General features: G+C 61.6%; 19 protein-coding genes. 8 read left to right on the top strand and 11 right to left on the bottom strand.

Annotated features, from left to right (window positions below; genetic code table 11):
* Positions 1-165: 165 nt before the first annotated feature.
* Together FKV68_RS10840 and FKV68_RS10835 are read right to left on the bottom strand one after the other, a co-directional pair.
* Positions 166-1959, bottom strand: coding sequence for a TRAP transporter large permease (locus tag FKV68_RS10840; protein ID WP_180937855.1), 1794 nt, complete (start codon positions 1957-1959; stop codon positions 166-168).
* Positions 1956-2531, bottom strand: a complete 576-nt coding sequence (locus tag FKV68_RS10835; protein WP_180937854.1) for a TRAP transporter small permease subunit — start codon at positions 2529-2531, stop codon at positions 1956-1958. The genes FKV68_RS10840 and FKV68_RS10835 overlap by 4 nt, the downstream gene beginning before the upstream one ends.
* Positions 2532-3000: 469 nt before the next feature.
* Between FKV68_RS10835 and FKV68_RS10830 the strand changes: the two genes are divergently transcribed.
* Both FKV68_RS10830 and FKV68_RS10825 read left to right on the top strand, forming a co-directional pair.
* Complete coding sequence (locus FKV68_RS10830) at positions 3001-4623, top strand: glycoside hydrolase family 43 protein (RefSeq protein WP_180937853.1); 1623 nt, start codon at positions 3001-3003, stop codon at positions 4621-4623.
* A 129-nt stretch (positions 4624-4752) separates the two neighbouring features.
* Positions 4753-5121: an RcnB family protein gene (locus tag FKV68_RS10825; protein ID WP_180937852.1), complete on the top strand. Its 369-nt coding sequence runs from the start codon at positions 4753-4755 to the stop codon at positions 5119-5121.
* Positions 5122-5333: 212 nt separating this feature from the next.
* Here the strand turns inward: FKV68_RS10825 and znuA are convergent, their stop codons facing one another.
* On the bottom strand, positions 5334-6329 hold the full coding sequence (gene znuA / locus FKV68_RS10820) for a zinc ABC transporter substrate-binding protein ZnuA (protein WP_180937851.1): 996 nt from the start codon (positions 6327-6329) through the stop codon (positions 5334-5336).
* Positions 6330-6479: 150 nt separating this feature from the next.
* Between znuA and FKV68_RS10815 the strand changes: the two genes are divergently transcribed.
* Genes FKV68_RS10815 through FKV68_RS10805 form a run of 3 tightly spaced genes read left to right on the top strand, consistent with a single transcriptional unit; the run spans position 6480 to position 8606 of the window.
* Complete coding sequence (locus FKV68_RS10815; RefSeq protein ID WP_180937850.1) at positions 6480-7391, top strand: ATP-binding cassette domain-containing protein; 912 nt, start codon at positions 6480-6482, stop codon at positions 7389-7391.
* A complete protein-coding gene (znuB, locus tag FKV68_RS10810) occupies positions 7384-8211 on the top strand; it encodes a zinc ABC transporter permease subunit ZnuB (protein WP_180937849.1) in 828 nt (275 codons plus the stop codon). The genes FKV68_RS10815 and znuB overlap by 8 nt, the downstream gene beginning before the upstream one ends.
* The gene (locus FKV68_RS10805; RefSeq protein ID WP_180937848.1) at positions 8211-8606 is read left to right on the top strand and encodes a Fur family transcriptional regulator; all 396 of its coding nucleotides are present in this window, start codon (positions 8211-8213) and stop codon (positions 8604-8606) included. The genes znuB and FKV68_RS10805 overlap by 1 nt, the downstream gene beginning before the upstream one ends.
* A gap of 19 nt (positions 8607-8625) precedes the next feature.
* Here the strand turns inward: FKV68_RS10805 and FKV68_RS10800 are convergent, their stop codons facing one another.
* The 4 genes from FKV68_RS10800 to FKV68_RS10785 all read right to left on the bottom strand — a co-directional run bounded on the left by FKV68_RS10800 (position 8626) and on the right by FKV68_RS10785 (position 10912).
* Positions 8626-9156 carry a gamma carbonic anhydrase family protein gene (locus FKV68_RS10800; protein ID WP_180937847.1) on the bottom strand — a complete coding sequence of 177 codons (531 nt, stop codon included), beginning with the start codon at positions 9154-9156 and terminating at the stop codon, positions 8626-8628.
* 123 nt (positions 9157-9279) lie between these two features.
* A complete protein-coding gene (locus FKV68_RS10795; protein ID WP_180937846.1) occupies positions 9280-9966 on the bottom strand; it encodes a fumarylacetoacetate hydrolase family protein in 687 nt (228 codons plus the stop codon).
* 194 nt (positions 9967-10160) lie between these two features.
* Positions 10161-10367, bottom strand: a complete 207-nt coding sequence (locus tag FKV68_RS10790; protein WP_136510096.1) for a hypothetical protein — start codon at positions 10365-10367, stop codon at positions 10161-10163.
* Between the two features lie 305 nt (positions 10368-10672).
* Complete coding sequence (locus FKV68_RS10785; protein ID WP_180937845.1) at positions 10673-10912, bottom strand: DUF982 domain-containing protein; 240 nt, start codon at positions 10910-10912, stop codon at positions 10673-10675.
* Positions 10913-11229: 317 nt separating this feature from the next.
* Here FKV68_RS10785 and FKV68_RS10780 point away from each other — a divergent pair, with 317 nt between their 5' ends.
* Positions 11230-11661, top strand: a complete 432-nt coding sequence (locus FKV68_RS10780) for a DUF4174 domain-containing protein (protein WP_180937844.1) — start codon at positions 11230-11232, stop codon at positions 11659-11661.
* 20 nt (positions 11662-11681) lie between these two features.
* On the opposite strand, the gene FKV68_RS10775 is transcribed toward FKV68_RS10780, so the two are convergent.
* Positions 11682-11927: a hypothetical protein gene (locus FKV68_RS10775; RefSeq protein ID WP_180937843.1), complete on the bottom strand. Its 246-nt coding sequence runs from the start codon at positions 11925-11927 to the stop codon at positions 11682-11684.
* A gap of 298 nt (positions 11928-12225) precedes the next feature.
* Complete coding sequence (locus FKV68_RS10770) at positions 12226-12648, bottom strand: YciI family protein (RefSeq protein ID WP_180937842.1); 423 nt, start codon at positions 12646-12648, stop codon at positions 12226-12228.
* 472 nt (positions 12649-13120) lie between these two features.
* Here FKV68_RS10770 and dusA point away from each other — a divergent pair, with 472 nt between their 5' ends.
* Positions 13121-14275, top strand: a complete 1155-nt coding sequence (dusA, locus tag FKV68_RS10765) for a tRNA dihydrouridine(20/20a) synthase DusA (protein ID WP_180937841.1) — start codon at positions 13121-13123, stop codon at positions 14273-14275.
* A 195-nt stretch (positions 14276-14470) separates the two neighbouring features.
* Here the strand turns inward: dusA and FKV68_RS10760 are convergent, their stop codons facing one another.
* Entirely contained in the window at positions 14471-14683 is a 213-nt protein-coding gene (locus FKV68_RS10760; RefSeq protein ID WP_069458369.1) for a cold-shock protein, read from the bottom strand.
* A gap of 487 nt (positions 14684-15170) precedes the next feature.
* On the opposite strand from FKV68_RS10760, the gene FKV68_RS10755 reads away from it, so the two are divergent.
* The gene (locus FKV68_RS10755; protein ID WP_180941461.1) at positions 15171-15758 is read left to right on the top strand and encodes a J domain-containing protein; all 588 of its coding nucleotides are present in this window, start codon (positions 15171-15173) and stop codon (positions 15756-15758) included.
* A 321-nt stretch (positions 15759-16079) separates the two neighbouring features.
* Here the strand turns inward: FKV68_RS10755 and FKV68_RS10750 are convergent, their stop codons facing one another.
* The gene (locus FKV68_RS10750; RefSeq protein ID WP_180937840.1) at positions 16080-16763 is read right to left on the bottom strand and encodes a hypothetical protein; all 684 of its coding nucleotides are present in this window, start codon (positions 16761-16763) and stop codon (positions 16080-16082) included.
* Positions 16764-17051: the final 288 nt, after the last annotated feature.

Here is a 17051-nt window from a genome sequence, read left to right as displayed (position 1 = left end):
TCACCCTAACCCTCTCCCCGCATGCGGGGAGAGGGAAGCAGCGCGTATGTCCCCGACTGTGATGACGAGGGCCACGGCTGCCGCGAGTCCCTTCTCCCCGTCGGGACGGGGAGAAGGTGCCGGCAGGCGGATGAGGGGCAAAAACCGCGAAAGGCGTCTGCTGCTCTAGTTGAACTTAGGCGGCGCGCTGAGATCGGTCGCCGGCTTGTTCTGCTGGGCGGGTGCATTGTTCGGCTGGGCTGGCTGCTGACCGTTGTCGAGCGGGCTGCCGCCCGGCAGTTGCAGGCCACCCGGAAGACCGAGACCGCCGCCATTGTCGGGGAGGGTCAGTCCGCCGCCACCCGTTCCGAAGCCCGGGACCTCGATCTTGATGGTGGACGGATCGACGACGGCGCCGCTTCCCTTGTAGTGCATGACCATCTGCGGGAACATGATCGTCAGCGCCACCATGAGGATCTGGATACCAACGAACGGTACCGCACCCCAATAGATCTGGCCCGTGGTAACCGGTTGGGTGATTTTGCCGGTCACCTTGTCGAGGTAGGGCACCCTGGCTGCGACTGAGCGCAGGTAGAAGAGCGCGAAGCCGAAGGGCGGGTGCATGAAGCTCGTCTGCATGTTGATGCCGAGCAGCACGCCGAACCAGATGAGGTCGATGCCGAGCTTGTCGGCCGCCGGTGCGAGCAGTGGCACGATGATAAAGGCGAGCTCGAAGAAGTCGAGGAAGAACGCCAGGAAGAAGACCAGCAGGTTGACCGCAATGAGGAAGCCGACTTCGCCGCCCGGCATCGCCGTCAGCAGGTGTTCGACCCACAGATGTCCGTTGACGCCGTAGAAGGTCAGCGAGAAGACACGTGCGCCGATCAGGATGAAGAGCACGAAGGCGGAAAGGCGCGTCGTCGAGGTCAGCGCTCCACGCACGACATCGAGACTGAGCCGCCCCTTGGCGGCTGCCATGATCAGCGCGCCGACCGCGCCCATCGCTCCGCCTTCCGTCGGCGTCGCGATGCCGAGGAAGATGGTGCCGAGGACGAGGAAGATTAGCGCGAGCGGCGGGATCAGGACGATGATGACCTGCTGCGCCAGCCGGGACAGGGCATTGATCTTGAGGGCCCGGTCGATGAGAGCGACGACGTAGATGAACGCGACGCCAACGGTCGCCCCGAGGATATCCGCGTTCTCGCCTTGGGTAGGCGAGAGATAGACGTGCGCCGCATAGGCGATACCGGCGGCGACAATGAGCGCGATGGCAAGTGACGTGACGCCGGATCCGAGCGTGCGCGCTTCCAGCGGCAATGCCGGCATGGAGTCGCGATTGAGGAACGACATCAGCAGGATGTACAGCATGTACAGGCCGGTCAGCACGAGACCCGGGATGAGGGCGCCGGCATACATGTCGCCAACCGAACGGCCGAGCTGGTCGGCAAGGACGATCAGCACGAGCGACGGCGGGATGATCTGGGCGAGCGTGCCGGAGGCGGCGATGACGCCGGATGCCACGCGCCGGTCATAGCCGTAGCGCAGCATGATCGGCAGCGAGATCAGCCCCATGGCGATGACCGAGGCCGCAACCACGCCGGTGGTTGCCGCAAGCAGTGCGCCGACGAAGATGACCGCATAGGCAAGACCGCCGCGGACGGGGCCGAAGAGTTGGCCGATCGTGTCGAGCAGGTCCTCGGCCATGCCTGACTTTTCCAGCACGATGCCCATGAAGGTGAAGAAGGGGATCGCGAGCAACGTGTCATTGGACATCACCCCCCAGAAACGTTCGGGCAATGCGTTGAGAAGCGGCCAGGAAAGATTGATCGAATCCGAAAGCGGCGCGAGTTCGACGCCGATGATGAAGAACAGGAGACCGTTGGCGGCGAGCGAGAAGGCGACGGGGTAACCCAGCATCAGGAACACGATCAGCGATACGAACATGATCGGTGCCAGGTTTTCAGCAATGAACTCAATCACGAGCGCACCTCCGGACCTGCAGCTTCGTCAAGCGGTGCATGCGTCGGCACGTAGGAGGTGGGATCGTCCATATTTCCCGTCATGATCGCTATTTTCTTGATGATTTCCGAAACACCCTGCAGGGCGAGGAGCACGAAGCCGATGAGCAGGATGGCTTTTGCGGGCCAGATGATCAGTCCGCCTGCGCTCGACGAGACTTCACCCGACACGTAGGACATGCGGACGTAGGGGACGAGGTAATAGAGCATGAGTAGCACGAACGGCATCAGGAAGAAGACGTGACCGAAGAGGTCGATCCAGTGCTGCACGCGGCGCGAGAAACTGCCGTAGACGACGTCGATGCGGATGTGTTCGTTCTGGCTGAGCGTATAGGCGGCAGCGAACATGAAGGCTGCGCCGAAGAGATACCACTGCGCCTCGAGCCAGGCATTCGACGACATGTTGAAGATTTTTCGGATGACGGCATTGCCCGCGCTGACGAGCACGGCGACCAGAATGAGCCAGCCGACCGCCTTGCCGATATTCTCGGTGATGGTGTCGATCAACCGACTGAAGCCGAGTAACGGTTTCATCAAGTTCCTCCCCGCAATGGCTGTTTTTATCTTTCGCCAAGCACAGTCACAGTGCCGATTTCAAGCCTCCTTTCAAGCCCGACGCCCGATTTTCCGGGATAGCAGGACGGTCCAAGACGAAAGTCGAATATGGGTGAATGGAAAATGCCTAAGACTTAGGCAGGCACGCGCGGCGACCGCCGTTTTCTCCACAGTTGCGCTCCACAGAACGGTCATCGGTTTCCTTCATGCTCGGGGCGATTCGGGAGCAGGACCTTTCGGCCTGCTCTTCCTGCACAGGCACCGTGCGACGGGGTCTTGAAACGCTTCGGAGTTTCAGGCTGGATGCGCTCCGAGAATCGAGAGCGGATGAGCAAAAGTGGGCGCGGGTTTCCGTCCGCATCCCGCTCTAACTTATGAGAATCGATCACGTTTATGACTTTGGGGCGATGCGATCCAAAATCATTGTGATCCAAGGGAGAGGCAAGCCATGGTCGCGACTATCCGCAATCCGATTCTTCCGGGCTTCAACCCGGATCCGTCGATCTGCCGCGTTGGCGACGACTATTACATCGCCACTTCGACCTTCGAATGGTACCCGGGCGTGCAGATCCACCACTCACGCGATCTCGTGAACTGGCGGCTCGTGCGTCGGCCGCTGGAGCGGGCAAGCCAGCTCGACATGCGCGGCAATCCCGATAGCTGCGGCGTCTGGGCGCCATGCCTGTCCTATTCAGGCGGGCTGTTCTGGCTGGTCTATACCGACGTCAAGCGCTTCGACGGCAACTTCAAGGACGCGCATAACTACATCGTCACGGCGGAGGCGGTGGAGGCCACCTGGTCCGATCCGGTCTATGTCAACTCGTCCGGCTTCGACCCCTCGCTCTTTCATGACGACGACGGCCGCAAGTGGTTCCTCAATATGCAGTGGAACCACCGCACCGAGAGCTTCGGCGGCGCGCCGAAGACTCCGGCCTTCGACGGGATTCTCCTGCAGGAGTGGGACGAGCGTACTCGCCGGCTCGTCGGCCCGGTCAAGAACATCTTCGCCGGCAGTTCGCTCGGCCTGGTCGAGGGGCCGCATCTCTTCAAGCGCAACGGCTGGTACTATCTGACGGTCGCGGAAGGTGGCACCGGCTATGACCATGCCGTGACGATGGCTCGTTCGCGCAGCATCGACGGACCCTATGAGATGCATCCGAATACCCATCTCATCAGCTCGAAGGATCACCCCGAGGCCGCGCTGCAGCGGGCAGGGCACGGGCAGTATGTCGAGACGCCGGACGGTCAGGCCTATCACACCCATCTGTGCGGCCGTCCGCTAGCGCCGCAACGCCGCTGCACCCTCGGCCGCGAAACGGCGCTGCAGAAATGCGTCTGGCGCGAGGATGGTTGGCTTTACCTCGAAAACGGCGGCACGGTCCCGGACGTGACTGTTCCAGCACCGGCGAGTACGAGCGTCGTCGCGCAGCCAAGCGTGGTCGAGACCGATTTCGACGAGGCGGACCTTCCCGCCGAGTTCCAGTGGCTGCGCACGCCCGCGGCTGAGCGCATCTTCTCGCTGACGTGGCGGGCGGGGCATTTCAGGCTCTTCGCCCGGGAAAGCATCGGCAGCTGGTTCGAGCAGGCGTTGGTGGCGCGGCGGCAGGAGCACCATTCGTTCCGGGCCGAGACCGTCGTTGAGTTTGCGCCCGAGACCTACCAGCAGGTGGCCGGCCTGACGCATTACTATAACAGACACAAGTTTCACGCATTGGGCGTCACCTGGCACGAAAAGCTCGGACGAGCCGTCACCATTCTCTCGTGCCCCGGCGATTTTCCGCATGGCCGCCTGGCATTCCCGGCGGGCAGCGGCGCCGCGGTTCCGGATGGACCGATCCACCTGGCGATGGAAGTGCGTGACAACGATCTCCAGTTCTTCTGGCGAGCGGCGGAGCACGACACATGGCAGGCAATCGGCCCGGTGCTCGACGCCGGCGTGATTTCCGACGAAGGAGGGCGGGGCGAGCACGGCTCGTTCACCGGTGCTTTCGCCGGCATGTTCGCCTTCGATACCTCGGGCAGCGCACTGCCGGCCGATTTCGATCATTTTCGCTATCAGGCGCCTGTCTAGGCGAATTCAATTTATAAGGAAACAATCATAAACGACGGTTATCATTACATAATTGTAATGGGGAGTTTCATCTTCGGTTCAGGAAGTGAACTTTAGTTTCGAGGGGCAGACAACGAAAGGAAGCCCCTCATGAAACGTCTCATCATTGCCCTCGTCGCCAGTTCCTTCCTGGCAAGCCCCATGGCTTTTGCCCAACCGTCCGGATCTTTCGAGGTTGCGCAGGCGCATGACCGTTACCGGTCCAAGTCTGTCGACCGGCACGTATACAAGCACGTCGACAAGACTGTCGAAAAGCGCGTGATCATCAAGAAGCATCGCTGGGCGCGTGGCCATCGCTTGAGCCCGGCCGAGCGGCGCCACATGGCCTATGTCCGTGACTACCGGCGCTACAAGCTGCGCACGCCGCCACGCGGCCAGCAATGGGTGCGCGTCGACAATGATTTCCTGCTGATCAGCCTGGCGACCGGCGTTATCGTCGGCCTTGCCGCGACCCACTGATTTCCAGAAGTTTGAAGAGGCGGCGGCCCGTCGGCCGCCTCCTTCTTGGGCAAGTAAGGGAGAGAAAAGACAGGTCCTCGAGAACCGCCTTCGCCGTTATGGAGGACGACGCTAGATCATTTCATTGTTTCATTGAAACAGGGAAATAATCTAACTCTTTGAAACTACGCAATTCCGGACGGAAAACCGTTTCACACTTTTCCTGGATTGCTCTAGCTCGCCGAAGCCAGGCAGGATTTCAGCGAAGCGCCGATATTCTCCATCAGCTGGAAATAGAGGTCCGGCCCGGCATCGAGCGTTGCCGCCTCAGGATCGAGCGTTCCGGGTTTCGCCGGGGTGCCTTCGATGACGACATTGATCAGCTTCGGCTCGAATTGCGGTTCGGCAAAGACGCAGGTCGCGCCCAGTTCCTTGATCTTGGCGCGGATTTCGGAAAGCCGTTCGGCGCCGGGAAGCACTTCGGGGCTGACGGTGATGGATCCGGCGACACGTACCTCGTAGCGATGCTCGAAATACTGATAGGCGTCGTGGAAGACGACGAAAGGCTTGTCCCGGACCGGCGTCACCGTCTCTGCAAGGTGTTTGTCCAGCGCATCCAATCTTTGGTTGAGCTTGACCAGATTGGCCTCGTAGGCAGCGGCATTGCTGGGGTCGGCTTCGGCGAGCGCTTTTTCGATCTCGGCGGCCATCGCCTTGGCGTTCATCGGGTCAAGCCACAAATGCATGTCGACCTCGCCCTCGGCATGGCGGTGCTCATGATCGTGAGCCGGCTCCTGTTTGGCGGCGTGCTCTTCATGTTCGTGGCCATCGTCGGCGGCTTCCTCACCCTCGTCATGCCCGTGCGTCTCGAACGCACCGCCTTCGCGGAACCTCAGCTTCTCAAGGCCGGGCGCTTCGCTGAGTTCCACCACCTTGGCGCCGCTGCCAAGCGCTTCGAGCGGCTTGTCCAGGAACGCTTCGAGGCCGTGGCCGACCCAGAACACCACGTTCGCCGCCTGCAACGCCGCGGCATTCGAGGGTTTCATGTTGTAGGTGTGCGGCGAGGCGCCGCCCTCGACGATGAGCGACGGTTCGCCGACGCCCTCCATGATCGACGCGACCAGCGAGTGGACAGGCTTGATCGAAGCCACCACATTGGGCGCATCCGCCCAGGCCGGTGCGGACAAAAGGACGGTTGATGCAAAAAGCAGGGCAGGCGTCGATCTCATCGGGGTCTCCGAGCTTTACAGGTTCAAAGTGTCGTGGGGCCATTGCGCGTCGGACCTTGCGCAACGCCGCCATGTAATGTTATTACATCAATTGCGTTATGCTATAACGTGTGCGATAGCCAGTGGCAACCATCAATCCGGAATTTTTCGATGCTGAATTTCCGATCGCCAGAAACGAGGCCGCTTGTCAGCCTCAACAATGCCGGAGTGCGCCGGAACGGGCGATGGCTCGTGCGCGGCGTCGAGTTTTCGATCAGCAGCGGCGAAATCGTCACGCTGATCGGGCCGAACGGCTCGGGAAAATCGACGACGGCGAAGACGGCGATCGGCGTGCTGAAGCCGGACGAGGGGCATGTGGAGCGCGTCGCGGGGCTCAAGGTCGGCTATGTGCCGCAGAAGCTCGCCGTCGACTGGACCTTGCCCTTGACGGTCGAGCGGCTGATGACGCTAACCGGACCCTTGAAGGGGCGCGAGATTGAGGAGGCGCTCGCCGCGACCGGAATGCTGCACATGGCGAAAGCCGAAGTGCAGCATCTATCGGGTGGCGAGTTCCAGCGGGCACTGCTTGCCCGCGCGATCGCCCGCAAGCCCGATCTGCTCGTTCTCGACGAGCCGGTGCAGGGCGTCGACTTCTCCGGCGAGATCGCGCTATACGAACTCATCAAGCAGATTCGCAATCGCACCGGCTGCGGCATCCTGCTGATCTCGCACGATCTCCACATCGTCATGGCGGAAACCGACACTGTCGTCTGCCTCAACGGCCATGTCTGCTGCCGCGGCACGCCGCAGGCGGTGAGCCGCAGCCCGGAATATCTGAAGCTCTTCGGCCGGCGCGCAGCCGGCACGCTCGCGGTCTACAGCCACCATCACGACCATACGCACCTGCCGGACGGCCGGGTGCTGCATGCGGATGGCAGCATCGCCGAAAGCTGCTTCCCGGGCGATGGGCATCATCATCACCATGAGGAAGCCGAGGACGTGCACGATCACGATCCGGACTGCGGCTGCGGCCATCACACGCGGCTCCAGGGCTTCGAACAGGCGGAGAAGCGCGATGCTTGACGATTTCTTCATCCGCGCGCTCGTTGCCGGCGTCGGCATTGCCACAGTTGCCGGCCCGCTCGGCTGCTTCGTCATCTGGCGGCGCATGGCCTACTTCGGGGACACCATGGCGCATTCGGCCCTGCTCGGCGTTGCGTTGTCGTTGCTGCTCGAGCTCAACCTGATGGTCAGCGTCTTCATCGTCGCCTCCGTCGTCTCGCTGCTGCTGCTCTTCCTGCAGAAGCGCGGTGCGCTGTCGACGGACGCGCTGCTCGGCATTCTCTCGCATTCGGCACTGTCGATCGGTCTCGTCATCGTCGCCTTTATGACCTGGGTTCGGATCGATCTCGTCGGCTTTCTCTTCGGTGATATCCTTGCCGTTTCCGAGGCCGACATCGACATCATCTGGGGCGGCGGCATTCTGGTGATCTTCGCGCTCGTCTATCTCTGGCGGCCGCTGCTCGCCTCAACCGTCAATCCGGAACTGGCCGAAGCCGAAGGCCTGCAGCCGGAGAGGGCACGCCTCTTCTTCATGCTGCTGATGGCCCTGGTGATCGCCATTGCCATGAAGATCGTCGGCATCCTCTTGATCACGTCGCTTCTGATCATACCGGCGGCAACCGCGCGCCGTTTTGCAGGCTCGCCGGAAATCATGGCTGTTCTCGCCTCCCTGATCGGCGCGCTCGCCGTCGCCGGCGGCCTTTTCGGCTCGCTTCACTTCGACACGCCATCGGGGCCGTCTATCGTGGTCGCGGCCCTGGCGCTGTTCGTGCTGAGTCTCCTGCCGGTCGGCAGAAGGATCGAAAGCGCTTCACATTCTTCGTACGGAGGGCATCGCTGATGGGCACGCCGCAATTAACGAAAAACCAGTCGCTGGTGATGGGAGCGCTGGCCCATTCGGAAGGCCCTATGAGCGCCTATACCATTCTCGACAAGCTGCGCGATGAGGGTTTTCGCGCGCCGCTGCAGGTCTACCGCGCGCTCGACAAGCTGCTCGAATACGGCCTCGTGCACCGACTGGAAAGCCTGAACGCCTTCGTGGCCTGCACCTGCCCGCATGAGCACGAGCATGACCGCGGCGTCACCGCCTTCACCATCTGCGAAGGCTGCGGCCAGGTGACGGAGTTCCACGACGCGGCGATCGAGGAGCGGCTTTCGGCGCTCGTGCGCGCGCAGAGCTTCAAGACCGAAAAGACGACCATCGAGATCCGCGGGCACTGCAAGAGCTGCGCCTGATTTTCTACCGACCTGCCCCTCAGCCCAGCCGCGTGAGTTGGGCGGCATAGCGCTGCCAGTTCTTCACGTAATGTTCGGCAGAACGCTTGAGCCTCTCGACGGCGTCGTCATCAAGAGTACGGACGACCTTGGCTGGTGCACCGACAATCAGCGAATTGTCTGGAAATTGCTTGCCTTCGGTGATGAGTGCATTGGCACCTACAAGGCAGTTCCTGCCAATCTGCGCACCATTCAACACGGTTGCGCCCATGCCGATCAGCGAGTTGTCGCCGATCGAGCAGCCGTGGACGATCGCCCGGTGGCCGATGGTGCAACCTTCTCCGATCGTCGTCGGAAAGCCGGGATCGACATGGATGATGACGGCTTCCTGGATGTTGGTGCGCGCGCCAATGCGGATCGGCTCGTTGTCGCCGCGTAGCGTCGCGCCGAACCAGATTCCGACATCCTCGCCGATTTCCACCTGGCCGATGACATTGGCGTCGGGCGCGAGCCAATAGCTGCCTTCCCCCGGCGTTTGCGGCTGAAGGGATCCGAGGGCGAAGAGTGGCATGCGTGTTTCCCTCCTGCTGCATGGTTCCTTAAATCGTAGTCGATTCAAGGATAAAAATATGCAGCATTCAAAGTGTTACAGTACCGTTGCGCGTCTGATAAGACGCGCAACGGTACTGTGGATTCAGACGACGGTGACCGAGAGTGCGGCGATGCCGTCGACGCCGCAAGTGACGACGTCGCCGCGCTGAACGGCACCGACGCCTGAGGGCGTTCCGGTCATGATCACGTCGCCGGGCGCAAGCGTGAAGGTCGTCGAAAGCTCGGCGATGATCTCGGGTACCTTCCAGATCATCTGGTCGAGATCGCCCTGCTGGCGCGTTTCGCCGTTGACCTTCAGCCAGATATTGCCATTGCTCGGATGGCCGATCGCTTCCGACGGTACGAGTTCCGAAACCGGTGCGGAATGCTCGAAGGCCTTGGCCGCCGTCCAGGGCTTGCCGGCCTTCTTGGCTTCTGCCTGTAGGTCGCGGCGGGTGAAATCGATGCCGACCGCATATCCATAGACGTGGTTCAGCGCGTCCTCGACGGGAATGTCGGCGCCGCCGCTGCGCAGGGCGACGATCAATTCCACCTCGTGGTGGACATCGGAGGAGCGGGGCGGGTAGGGGAAGTTCTCGCCCGGCGGCAGCAGGTTGTCCGGATTTTTCTGGAAGAAGAAGGGTGGCTCGCGGTCGGGATCGTGTCCCATTTCGATCGCGTGAGCGGCATAGTTGCGGCCGACGCAATAGACGCGCCGGACGGGGAAGCCCACGAGGCTGCCGGAAATAGGCAGCAGCACGGGCGGCGAGGGAGGTATGACTGTATCCAAGATCGTCCCCTTCTACCGTGATCGACCCGGCGGCAAATGTCGACCCCGGGCCGTCATACGGAAATTCGAGACGCCACAGGCTTCCGCATCGATAGAGGCGCGGAGTTGTGGCGAATCTGAAGTTGGACGTTAGCAGCCGGAAGGGCTGCCGCAAGAGGCAAAGTTATGCCGATGATTCGACACGGAGGCTGCACTCAGGCGCAGCGCACATATGCTTTAAGCTGGTCGCGTGTCAGAAACCGGCCGTCCGAACGCGAATTGAGTTCCGGATGGCTGTATTCGAGGCTGGGTACTTCGGGAAGTTCAAGGGCCTGTCGGACTGTCATGATGCCGATGTCTTTGCGGCCGCTTTCGCGCTTCATGCTGACTTCGACTATGCGGTAGAGATGACTCTCGCTCATGCTGGCTCTCCCGTCTTATTTTTCCCCTTGGTGTGGACTAAAGCTCTCCGAAATTGGTTTTTGTGAGGCACCTCAGAATATAACTGAGAGAAATGAACGCTTCGCGACAGAAATCGGGCGGTTTCGCGGAGATTTCTGTGTCATTTCGAGATGTATCGGTATGAAGTGGACCGGCTCTGGCTGCGATTAAGTCGGTCGGAAACGGCTATTATGCACGGATGGCGGAGCCGGAAAAGGCTACGACCGAAAACAAAAAATATACCTTGACCGATGCGAGCAATATCCCGGCGTCGTACGCCTGTGCCTCAGTGCGTCTCTAGATGCGCCTCTTTCGCGGCGGAAATAAAGAGCTTGCGGGCTTCCTCGACGGTGCGGCGTCCCTCCATCGCTCCGCGGCAGGCGCTGCGGGCGGCGACGTAGTAGGGTCCACGGTGGGGCCACTGGTCCGCCAGGCACCTCAGCGCGTCGGACGGTCCCTTGACCGTACGCACGTCGTTACCGGTCAATCCAACCTCGATGGGATGGCTCCACAACACTTGATGCATGCTTCTCCTCCTTGAGATCGTGAACAACAACGTCGCAAGATGGGCCCAGGTTCCGTACTCCTCCGACGCGCAACTTGAGCCAAGCGCTTCAATGTAGCGCAGGAATTCCGGTTTGTCCGCTATTTTGCAGACCTTCGCCGACCGGAGGAACCAATCGGGCTTCACAGGGGTTTCGCTACCGTATGCTCTGAGGGGAGCGGCCGGACGATTGCCCTGGACGTTGGCGAACCGGATGAATCCCCTGATGAGTTCATTGTGGTCGACCGCGCGCCGAGTCGGGACGGGGCGGCGGTCTTCTGTCGTGTTAGGAAGGAACAATGTGGACCAAATCCCTGGTGGCCGAAATCATTGGTGAGCCTTCGCTGTCGCAGTACGCCGGCAGCAGTCTCGCCCAGTTCGAATGGAAAAATCGCGTCATCGTTATCTTCTCAGACCTCACGAACGAGAAAGCGGAGCGTCAGGAGAAGCTGCTGCTTGCAAAGCACCGCGAACTTGCCCGTCACGATTGCGTCGTCCTGCGCGTCAGGGACGGTTGCGCCGTGCCGCTATATGGAGCCGGCGGCGACCTCGACGCTCGCCAGATCCGCGAGGACCTCGATGTCAACGAGGTTCGCGACTTCACCGTTGTGGTTGTAGGGAAGGACGGATCGGTGAGACTTCATGCGAACGAACCGAAAAGCCCGGCGGAGTTCTTCGCGCTTTTCAGGAGCGGCGCCACGCCAATCAATCATCATGCGCAGAGGAACTGACGCAGGAACGCCGCGGCAGGTCAATGCAATGTCTTTGAAATCGGCAGTCCTACCGAGGCCTCCTCCTTCATTTGGGCATCGGCGCGCATTGCCGCCACATACTCTTCGGTGAGTTCCATCAAAGCCAGCGCGATCTCCTGCCACGTCCAGCCTTCGCTTTCGGCGACGGCGATCAGCAACTCGAAATCGTCACCCATGGCACGTTGGCATTCGAGATCGCGGTCGCGATGATCGTTGCGAATGTTTTGTGCTAGCGCTTTAGACATCGTTCCTCCTCACTCCGAAAATCAACTCCGGGAGCAACCGCGTGGTTCCATCACGGAGAATTCTTTTGCTGGACAATACGTGATTGACGGCGAGATGGTTGCAGGCGTGGCGTGGCTGGAAGAGCCTGCCGCACGAGGACCGGCGATGTGTAGTAGGGCTACCGGCGCGGCGGCGTCGCCAGCCGTACCGTTTGACGGACCGGACTGGTCGTCTGTCCAATGAAACATGTTACATGGCCAGCTTTATTCGAACGGGCGAGCCGGTCGGCCGGGCGAATACACCGGAACTGGCGCAGGGCTATTGCCCGTCAAGCTTATCGCGGACGCCCTCAAGCAGCTCGGTGACTTCGGGCGTCAGCGCCTCGCTGAAATCCTCCAGTTCGAAAACCTGGCGGATCTCGATCTCGCTCGGACCGGGCATCGGATTGGGGCAGCGCTTCACCCAGGCGATCGCCTCGTCCATGTCCTTCACCCGCCACATCCAGAAGCCGGCGACCACTTCCTTGGTTTCGGCAAAGGGGCCGTCGATGACGAGCCGCTGGGCACCGTCGAAGGCTACCCTCTTTCCCTTGGAGGAAGGGTGCAGCCCGTCGGCCGCTAGCAAAATGCCGGCCTTCGCCAGCTCTTCGTTGTACTTGCCCATGGCTTCGAGAAGTTCTGTCGTGGGCATGGCGCCCGCTTCACTGTCCTTCGTCGCCTTTACCATGACTAAGACACGCATCGCTCAATCTCCCTTGTTCGGTCGGCCCAATGAGCCTCGGACGTAGGAACGCGCGATGTCGACAAGAACCGACAGCAGGACACAAAATTTGTGCCGTCGCCGCGCAAGCGGTCCTTTGCTGCCCTTCCATCGATCCGCGGCGCGTTCCGGTGCGCTAGCCTATCCTACGCAGGCATCTATTTGGCGATGTTAAGGTCCAGGGCGGCGCGCCCAATAGATAGCGATAGCCATCGGAGATCATCGTCCCCGCAACGCGCCGATCGGGACTCGCTACCGCCGCGGCCGGCCTCACTCTGGACTGTGGCTCTCTCTCGCATTATTCGGATCTGCGCAGTATATGACTTTCTGCCCATTCCGGCGCCTTCGCTCGACGATGGTGCCCCTGAATTTGCTACACGCCTCTCACCGTTTGCTACATTGTAGCCATAGCACAGCAGGAACGGGCCAGGCGTTAAACGAGAGCTAACGAGATATGAAGGAAACGGCGCAATTCACTGTAGGATCGGGAAACACCCGATACTTCAAGGCGCCGGTCTTCGCCGTCGCGCCGATGATCGATTGGACCGACCGGCATTACCGCTTCTTCGCGCGCCAGCTCTCGCGTCATGCGCTGCTCTACACGGAGATGATCGTCGCCGACGCGATCCTGCGGGGCGATCGCGAGAAGCTGCTCGGCTACCATGCCGCGGAGAACCCGGTCGCGTTGCAGCTTGGCGGCAATGATCCGGCAAAGCTGGCGGAGGCCGCCCGGATCGGCGAAGGCTTCGGCTACCACGAGATCAACATGAATGTCGGATGCCCGTCTGACCGGGTGCAGTCGGGCACTTTCGGCGCCTGCCTCATGCAGGAGCCGGCGCGCGTTGCCGAATGCGTCGCGGCGATGAAGGCGGCCGTCAAAATTCCCATCACCGTCAAATGCCGTATCGGCGTCGATGACCAGGAACCGGAACAGGCGCTGCGCGACCTTGTCGCGCGCGTGAAGGATGCCGGCACGGACGCCGTCTGGGTCCATGCACGCAAGGCCTGGCTGCAGGGCTTGAGTCCAAGGGAGAACCGCGAGATCCCGCCGCTAGACTATGGCCTCGTGCATCGGCTGAAGGAAGAAAATCCGAATCTTTTCATCGGCCTCAACGGCGGTCTTCAGACGCTGGATCAGGCGCTTTCGCACCTGGATCATCGCCTGTTGCCGCCTGGCGGCCCCGCGCCTGCCGCTGAAACCGGAAACGGGCCGGCGCTGGACGGCGTCATGCTTGGTCGTGCCGCCTATCATGACAGCGGCCTGCTTACCGCCGCTGACGGCTATTTCGCCCATCCCCTGACGGGTGCTGCGCCTGAACCGATCGAGCCGCACGCCTTCAATGATCGCGATCATCGCCTGTCGCTCGATTACTGGGCCGGCGTGCGCGACACCATGGCGGATTACGCCGCCACCCATATCGCCGGCGGTGGCCGGCTGGTCCACGTTACCCGCCACATGATCGGCCTTTTCCAGGGCTGGCCCGGCGCCCGCCGCTACCGCCAGCTCCTCTCCGCCGACGCCACCCGCAAGGGCGCCGGCCCTGAAGTGATCCACGCCGCCTTCAACGCGGTGTTCGAGGCGGCAACGGCACGGCAGGCAGCGGAGTAGGGATATCAGGACTCTTTCGTTCCTGGATGCCCCTCACCGCAAGCCGGGCTGAGAGCGTACCGCACGTTTCCTTCGCCCCGCTTGCGGGAGAAGGTGGCCGGCAGACTGGATGAGGGGCTTTGCCGAAAGCTATCCAACAAAAAAACGGCGCCTCTTGCGAAGCGCCGTTCTTCAAATCCAACCGAAAGGTCCGGCTTAGATAGCCTGGAGGTTGACGGCCTTCGGGCCTTTGCCCATGCGGTCCGGCTCGGTGTCGAAGGAGACCTGCTGGCCGTCCTTCAGCGTTGCGAGGCCGGCGGCCTGAACGGCGGAGATGTGGACGAAAACGTCCTTCGCGCCGCCTTCCGGCGTGATGAAACCAAAACCCTTGTCCTGGTTGAAGAATTTTACGGTGCCCTTGGTGGCCATGGAAGAAGTCCTTTTCCTTCAGTCTGCATTGGTTGTCCGCGCCCCCGGAGGGATGCGAACGGGTCGTCTTCAGCGCTATCGGCACTGAAAGGCGTCGAGTGGTCACGATATCGGGGAAAAGACGTCAACGATGCCGCTTGCGGCAGTCCCGGCGGAATGGCCGGGCTCAAACGAAAGTCCAGTCTCCGGGATTGAAAACGCCCGAACAACTTAGAAGTGGCAGTATTTGCAAAAAAAGGCAAGCGGAGTTTCTGGAGGCGGTGACGCCGGGCGCAATGCCCTTCCCAACGCCGTTTCCGCGGCCTCGCTCGACCATGCGCCGATCCCGAAATGTCGTGGATTGCCTCTTTCTGACCACATTTTCGTCCCGACGCTCGGATGAGCGTAGCGAGCCCTGATGCAACCATCACGGGCTTGCTGCCGACGCGGCGAACCGGTAGGTCTGGCCGGAGAGGAACATTGCATTGACGAAGAACAGGTGCCCGGCGTGATCGATCCCTATGTCCTCCTCGGAATTGAGCGCGACGCCGACGAGCGGGCGATCCGGACTGCCTATCGAAAGGCTGTCAAGACCGCGCATCCGGACCGCGGCGGCGATGCCGAGCAGTTCGGCAAGCTGCAGGCCGCCTATGACCTGCTCAAGGATCCGGTGCGCCGCAAGGTCTATGACGATACCGGCTACGATCCGCAGCTCGCCGACCCCAGGGACCTCAAGGGCCTGATGATGCTCGAAGCGCTGGTCAACGATTTCATCCTCGACGAGCGCGAGCCCGGTACTTTCGATCCGGTCGCGGCGATGCGCCGAAAACTCTCCGACGACATCGTCAAGAACCGCTTCCACATCCTCGAGCTCGAACGCCACCGCTCCCGCGTCCGCAAACACCTCGACCGCCTCGGCCGGCGGCCGGAGACGGACGTGCTCGGCTCGATGCTTCGTGCCCGCAGCCAGTCGATCGCCGATGCGATCAAGAACGCCGAAGCGCAGATCGAGGCGATCGAGCAGGCCTATACGATGCTGGAGGGGTATTCGTATGAGCTGGAGGCGTTGGAGGCGAAGCCGCGCGCGGCGGAGTAGGGCGCTGTCATGCGATGCTGCGAAATCATCCGCTCTGCACGGCCGATGTGAGTTCAGGCAGCCGCACCTGTCGCGACGCCATCTCCGCTGCTCCGGGCGAAGCTGGCCATGGCGAGTTTGCGGCAACTACGGCGAACCAAGGGCAGTAGCAAACCTTGTCCGCCACGCGAACTGCGCCGGCTGCGGCAGCACATCACGCGCTATTGGCCCCTTCCTCGGAATTCTCAATCCCGAGGCTTGGGTCCTATCCGCTACGCCATCGTCAGGACGAATAAGAAGGTCGCGCCGGCCGCAACGAGCCGGCGAGACTGCGCCCGGTCATCAGTCGCCGGCCGTCGCGGATGCGCTGCCCGACGCGGATGCACCAACCGAAGCGGATACATCGGCTGAAGCGGCCGCACCGCCGGCATCGCTGCCGGCGCCGTGGTCACCGTCCGCGCTGGCGCCAGCATCGCCACCGGCACCGTGGTCGCCCTCCGCGCTGGCGCTACCGGTATCGCCGCCGGCAGAACCGTGGTCGCCATCCTCGCTGACGCCACCACCAAGATCGCCGCCGGCACTGCCGCCGCCACCGACGCTACCCCCACCACCGACGCTACCGCCGGCACCACCACCGACGCTACCACCGGCACCTCCACCGCCGCTCGCGCCGCCGCCGCTGGCACCACCGCCGCTGGTAGCACCGCCACCACTCACGCCACCGCCGCCGAACGCACCGCCGCTGGGGAAGGTATTATCAGTCGTTGCGAAGGGGTTGGCACTCGTGATCGCAGCTGTAGACAACGGCGGACATTGCTCGATTTGCTCTGCGGAGAGGATCATGTTGCGGTTCCGCGCCATGCAGCAAAGCTGATAATTGCCCTCTGTGAGCGGGCTGCACTGATCAGCCGTGAGTATCGGCCGCTCGACGCCCTGGGCGCGCGCGGGAACCGTTGTCGATGCAAAAAAACCGACCGACATAAGAGCCAGGCCGGTGCCCGTAAGAAGTACATGTAGGGTTTTCATGTCTTTTTTCTCCCTAATTTAGTATTGCCTTAAATGCGGCAATGACCAAATCCGCAATAGGGAGGAAAGTTCCATAAAAAATAAGGGGTTTTCGCAGGGCGACGGCCGGGGGCACCTTTGCCAAAACGAACGTTGAAAGACAAATCGTTGGGGGCGTTTGATAGGTGGAAATCGTTCTTGACTAGTGAGGATTCTAGGCGGCTCGAAATCCGGTGCTCGGCCGCCCTACCACGAGCACCTCACGGCAGTTTACGACCTTCTTTCAACCTGGGGTGAAACAAAGCTGCT

The organism is Sinorhizobium mexicanum, assembly GCF_013488225.1.
Classification (GTDB): domain Bacteria; phylum Pseudomonadota; class Alphaproteobacteria; order Rhizobiales; family Rhizobiaceae; genus Sinorhizobium; species Sinorhizobium mexicanum.
This window is presented reverse-complemented; position numbering and strand designations above follow the sequence as displayed.

Excerpts from the sequence above, each read along its gene's own strand:
- FKV68_RS10835 (WP_180937854.1), bottom strand. The coding sequence starts at position 2,531 with ATGAAACCGTTACTCGGCTTCAGTCGGTTGATCGACACCATCACCGAG.
- FKV68_RS10830 (WP_180937853.1), top strand. The coding sequence starts at position 3,001 with ATGGTCGCGACTATCCGCAATCCGATTCTTCCGGGCTTCAACCCGGAT.
- FKV68_RS10825 (WP_180937852.1), top strand. The coding sequence starts at position 4,753 with ATGAAACGTCTCATCATTGCCCTCGTCGCCAGTTCCTTCCTGGCAAGC.
- znuA (WP_180937851.1), bottom strand. The coding sequence starts at position 6,329 with ATGAGATCGACGCCTGCCCTGCTTTTTGCATCAACCGTCCTTTTGTCC.
- FKV68_RS10815 (WP_180937850.1), top strand. The coding sequence starts at position 6,480 with ATGCTGAATTTCCGATCGCCAGAAACGAGGCCGCTTGTCAGCCTCAAC.
- znuB (WP_180937849.1), top strand. The coding sequence starts at position 7,384 with ATGCTTGACGATTTCTTCATCCGCGCGCTCGTTGCCGGCGTCGGCATT.
- FKV68_RS10805 (WP_180937848.1), top strand. The coding sequence starts at position 8,211 with ATGGGCACGCCGCAATTAACGAAAAACCAGTCGCTGGTGATGGGAGCG.
- FKV68_RS10800 (WP_180937847.1), bottom strand. The coding sequence starts at position 9,156 with ATGCCACTCTTCGCCCTCGGATCCCTTCAGCCGCAAACGCCGGGGGAA.
- FKV68_RS10790 (WP_136510096.1), bottom strand. The coding sequence starts at position 10,367 with ATGAGCGAGAGTCATCTCTACCGCATAGTCGAAGTCAGCATGAAGCGC.
- FKV68_RS10785 (WP_180937845.1), bottom strand. The coding sequence starts at position 10,912 with ATGCATCAAGTGTTGTGGAGCCATCCCATCGAGGTTGGATTGACCGGT.
- FKV68_RS10780 (WP_180937844.1), top strand. The coding sequence starts at position 11,230 with ATGTGGACCAAATCCCTGGTGGCCGAAATCATTGGTGAGCCTTCGCTG.
- FKV68_RS10775 (WP_180937843.1), bottom strand. The coding sequence starts at position 11,927 with ATGTCTAAAGCGCTAGCACAAAACATTCGCAACGATCATCGCGACCGC.
- FKV68_RS10770 (WP_180937842.1), bottom strand. The coding sequence starts at position 12,648 with ATGCGTGTCTTAGTCATGGTAAAGGCGACGAAGGACAGTGAAGCGGGC.
- dusA (WP_180937841.1), top strand. The coding sequence starts at position 13,121 with ATGAAGGAAACGGCGCAATTCACTGTAGGATCGGGAAACACCCGATAC.
- FKV68_RS10760 (WP_069458369.1), bottom strand. The coding sequence starts at position 14,683 with ATGGCCACCAAGGGCACCGTAAAATTCTTCAACCAGGACAAGGGTTTT.
- FKV68_RS10750 (WP_180937840.1), bottom strand. The coding sequence starts at position 16,763 with ATGAAAACCCTACATGTACTTCTTACGGGCACCGGCCTGGCTCTTATG.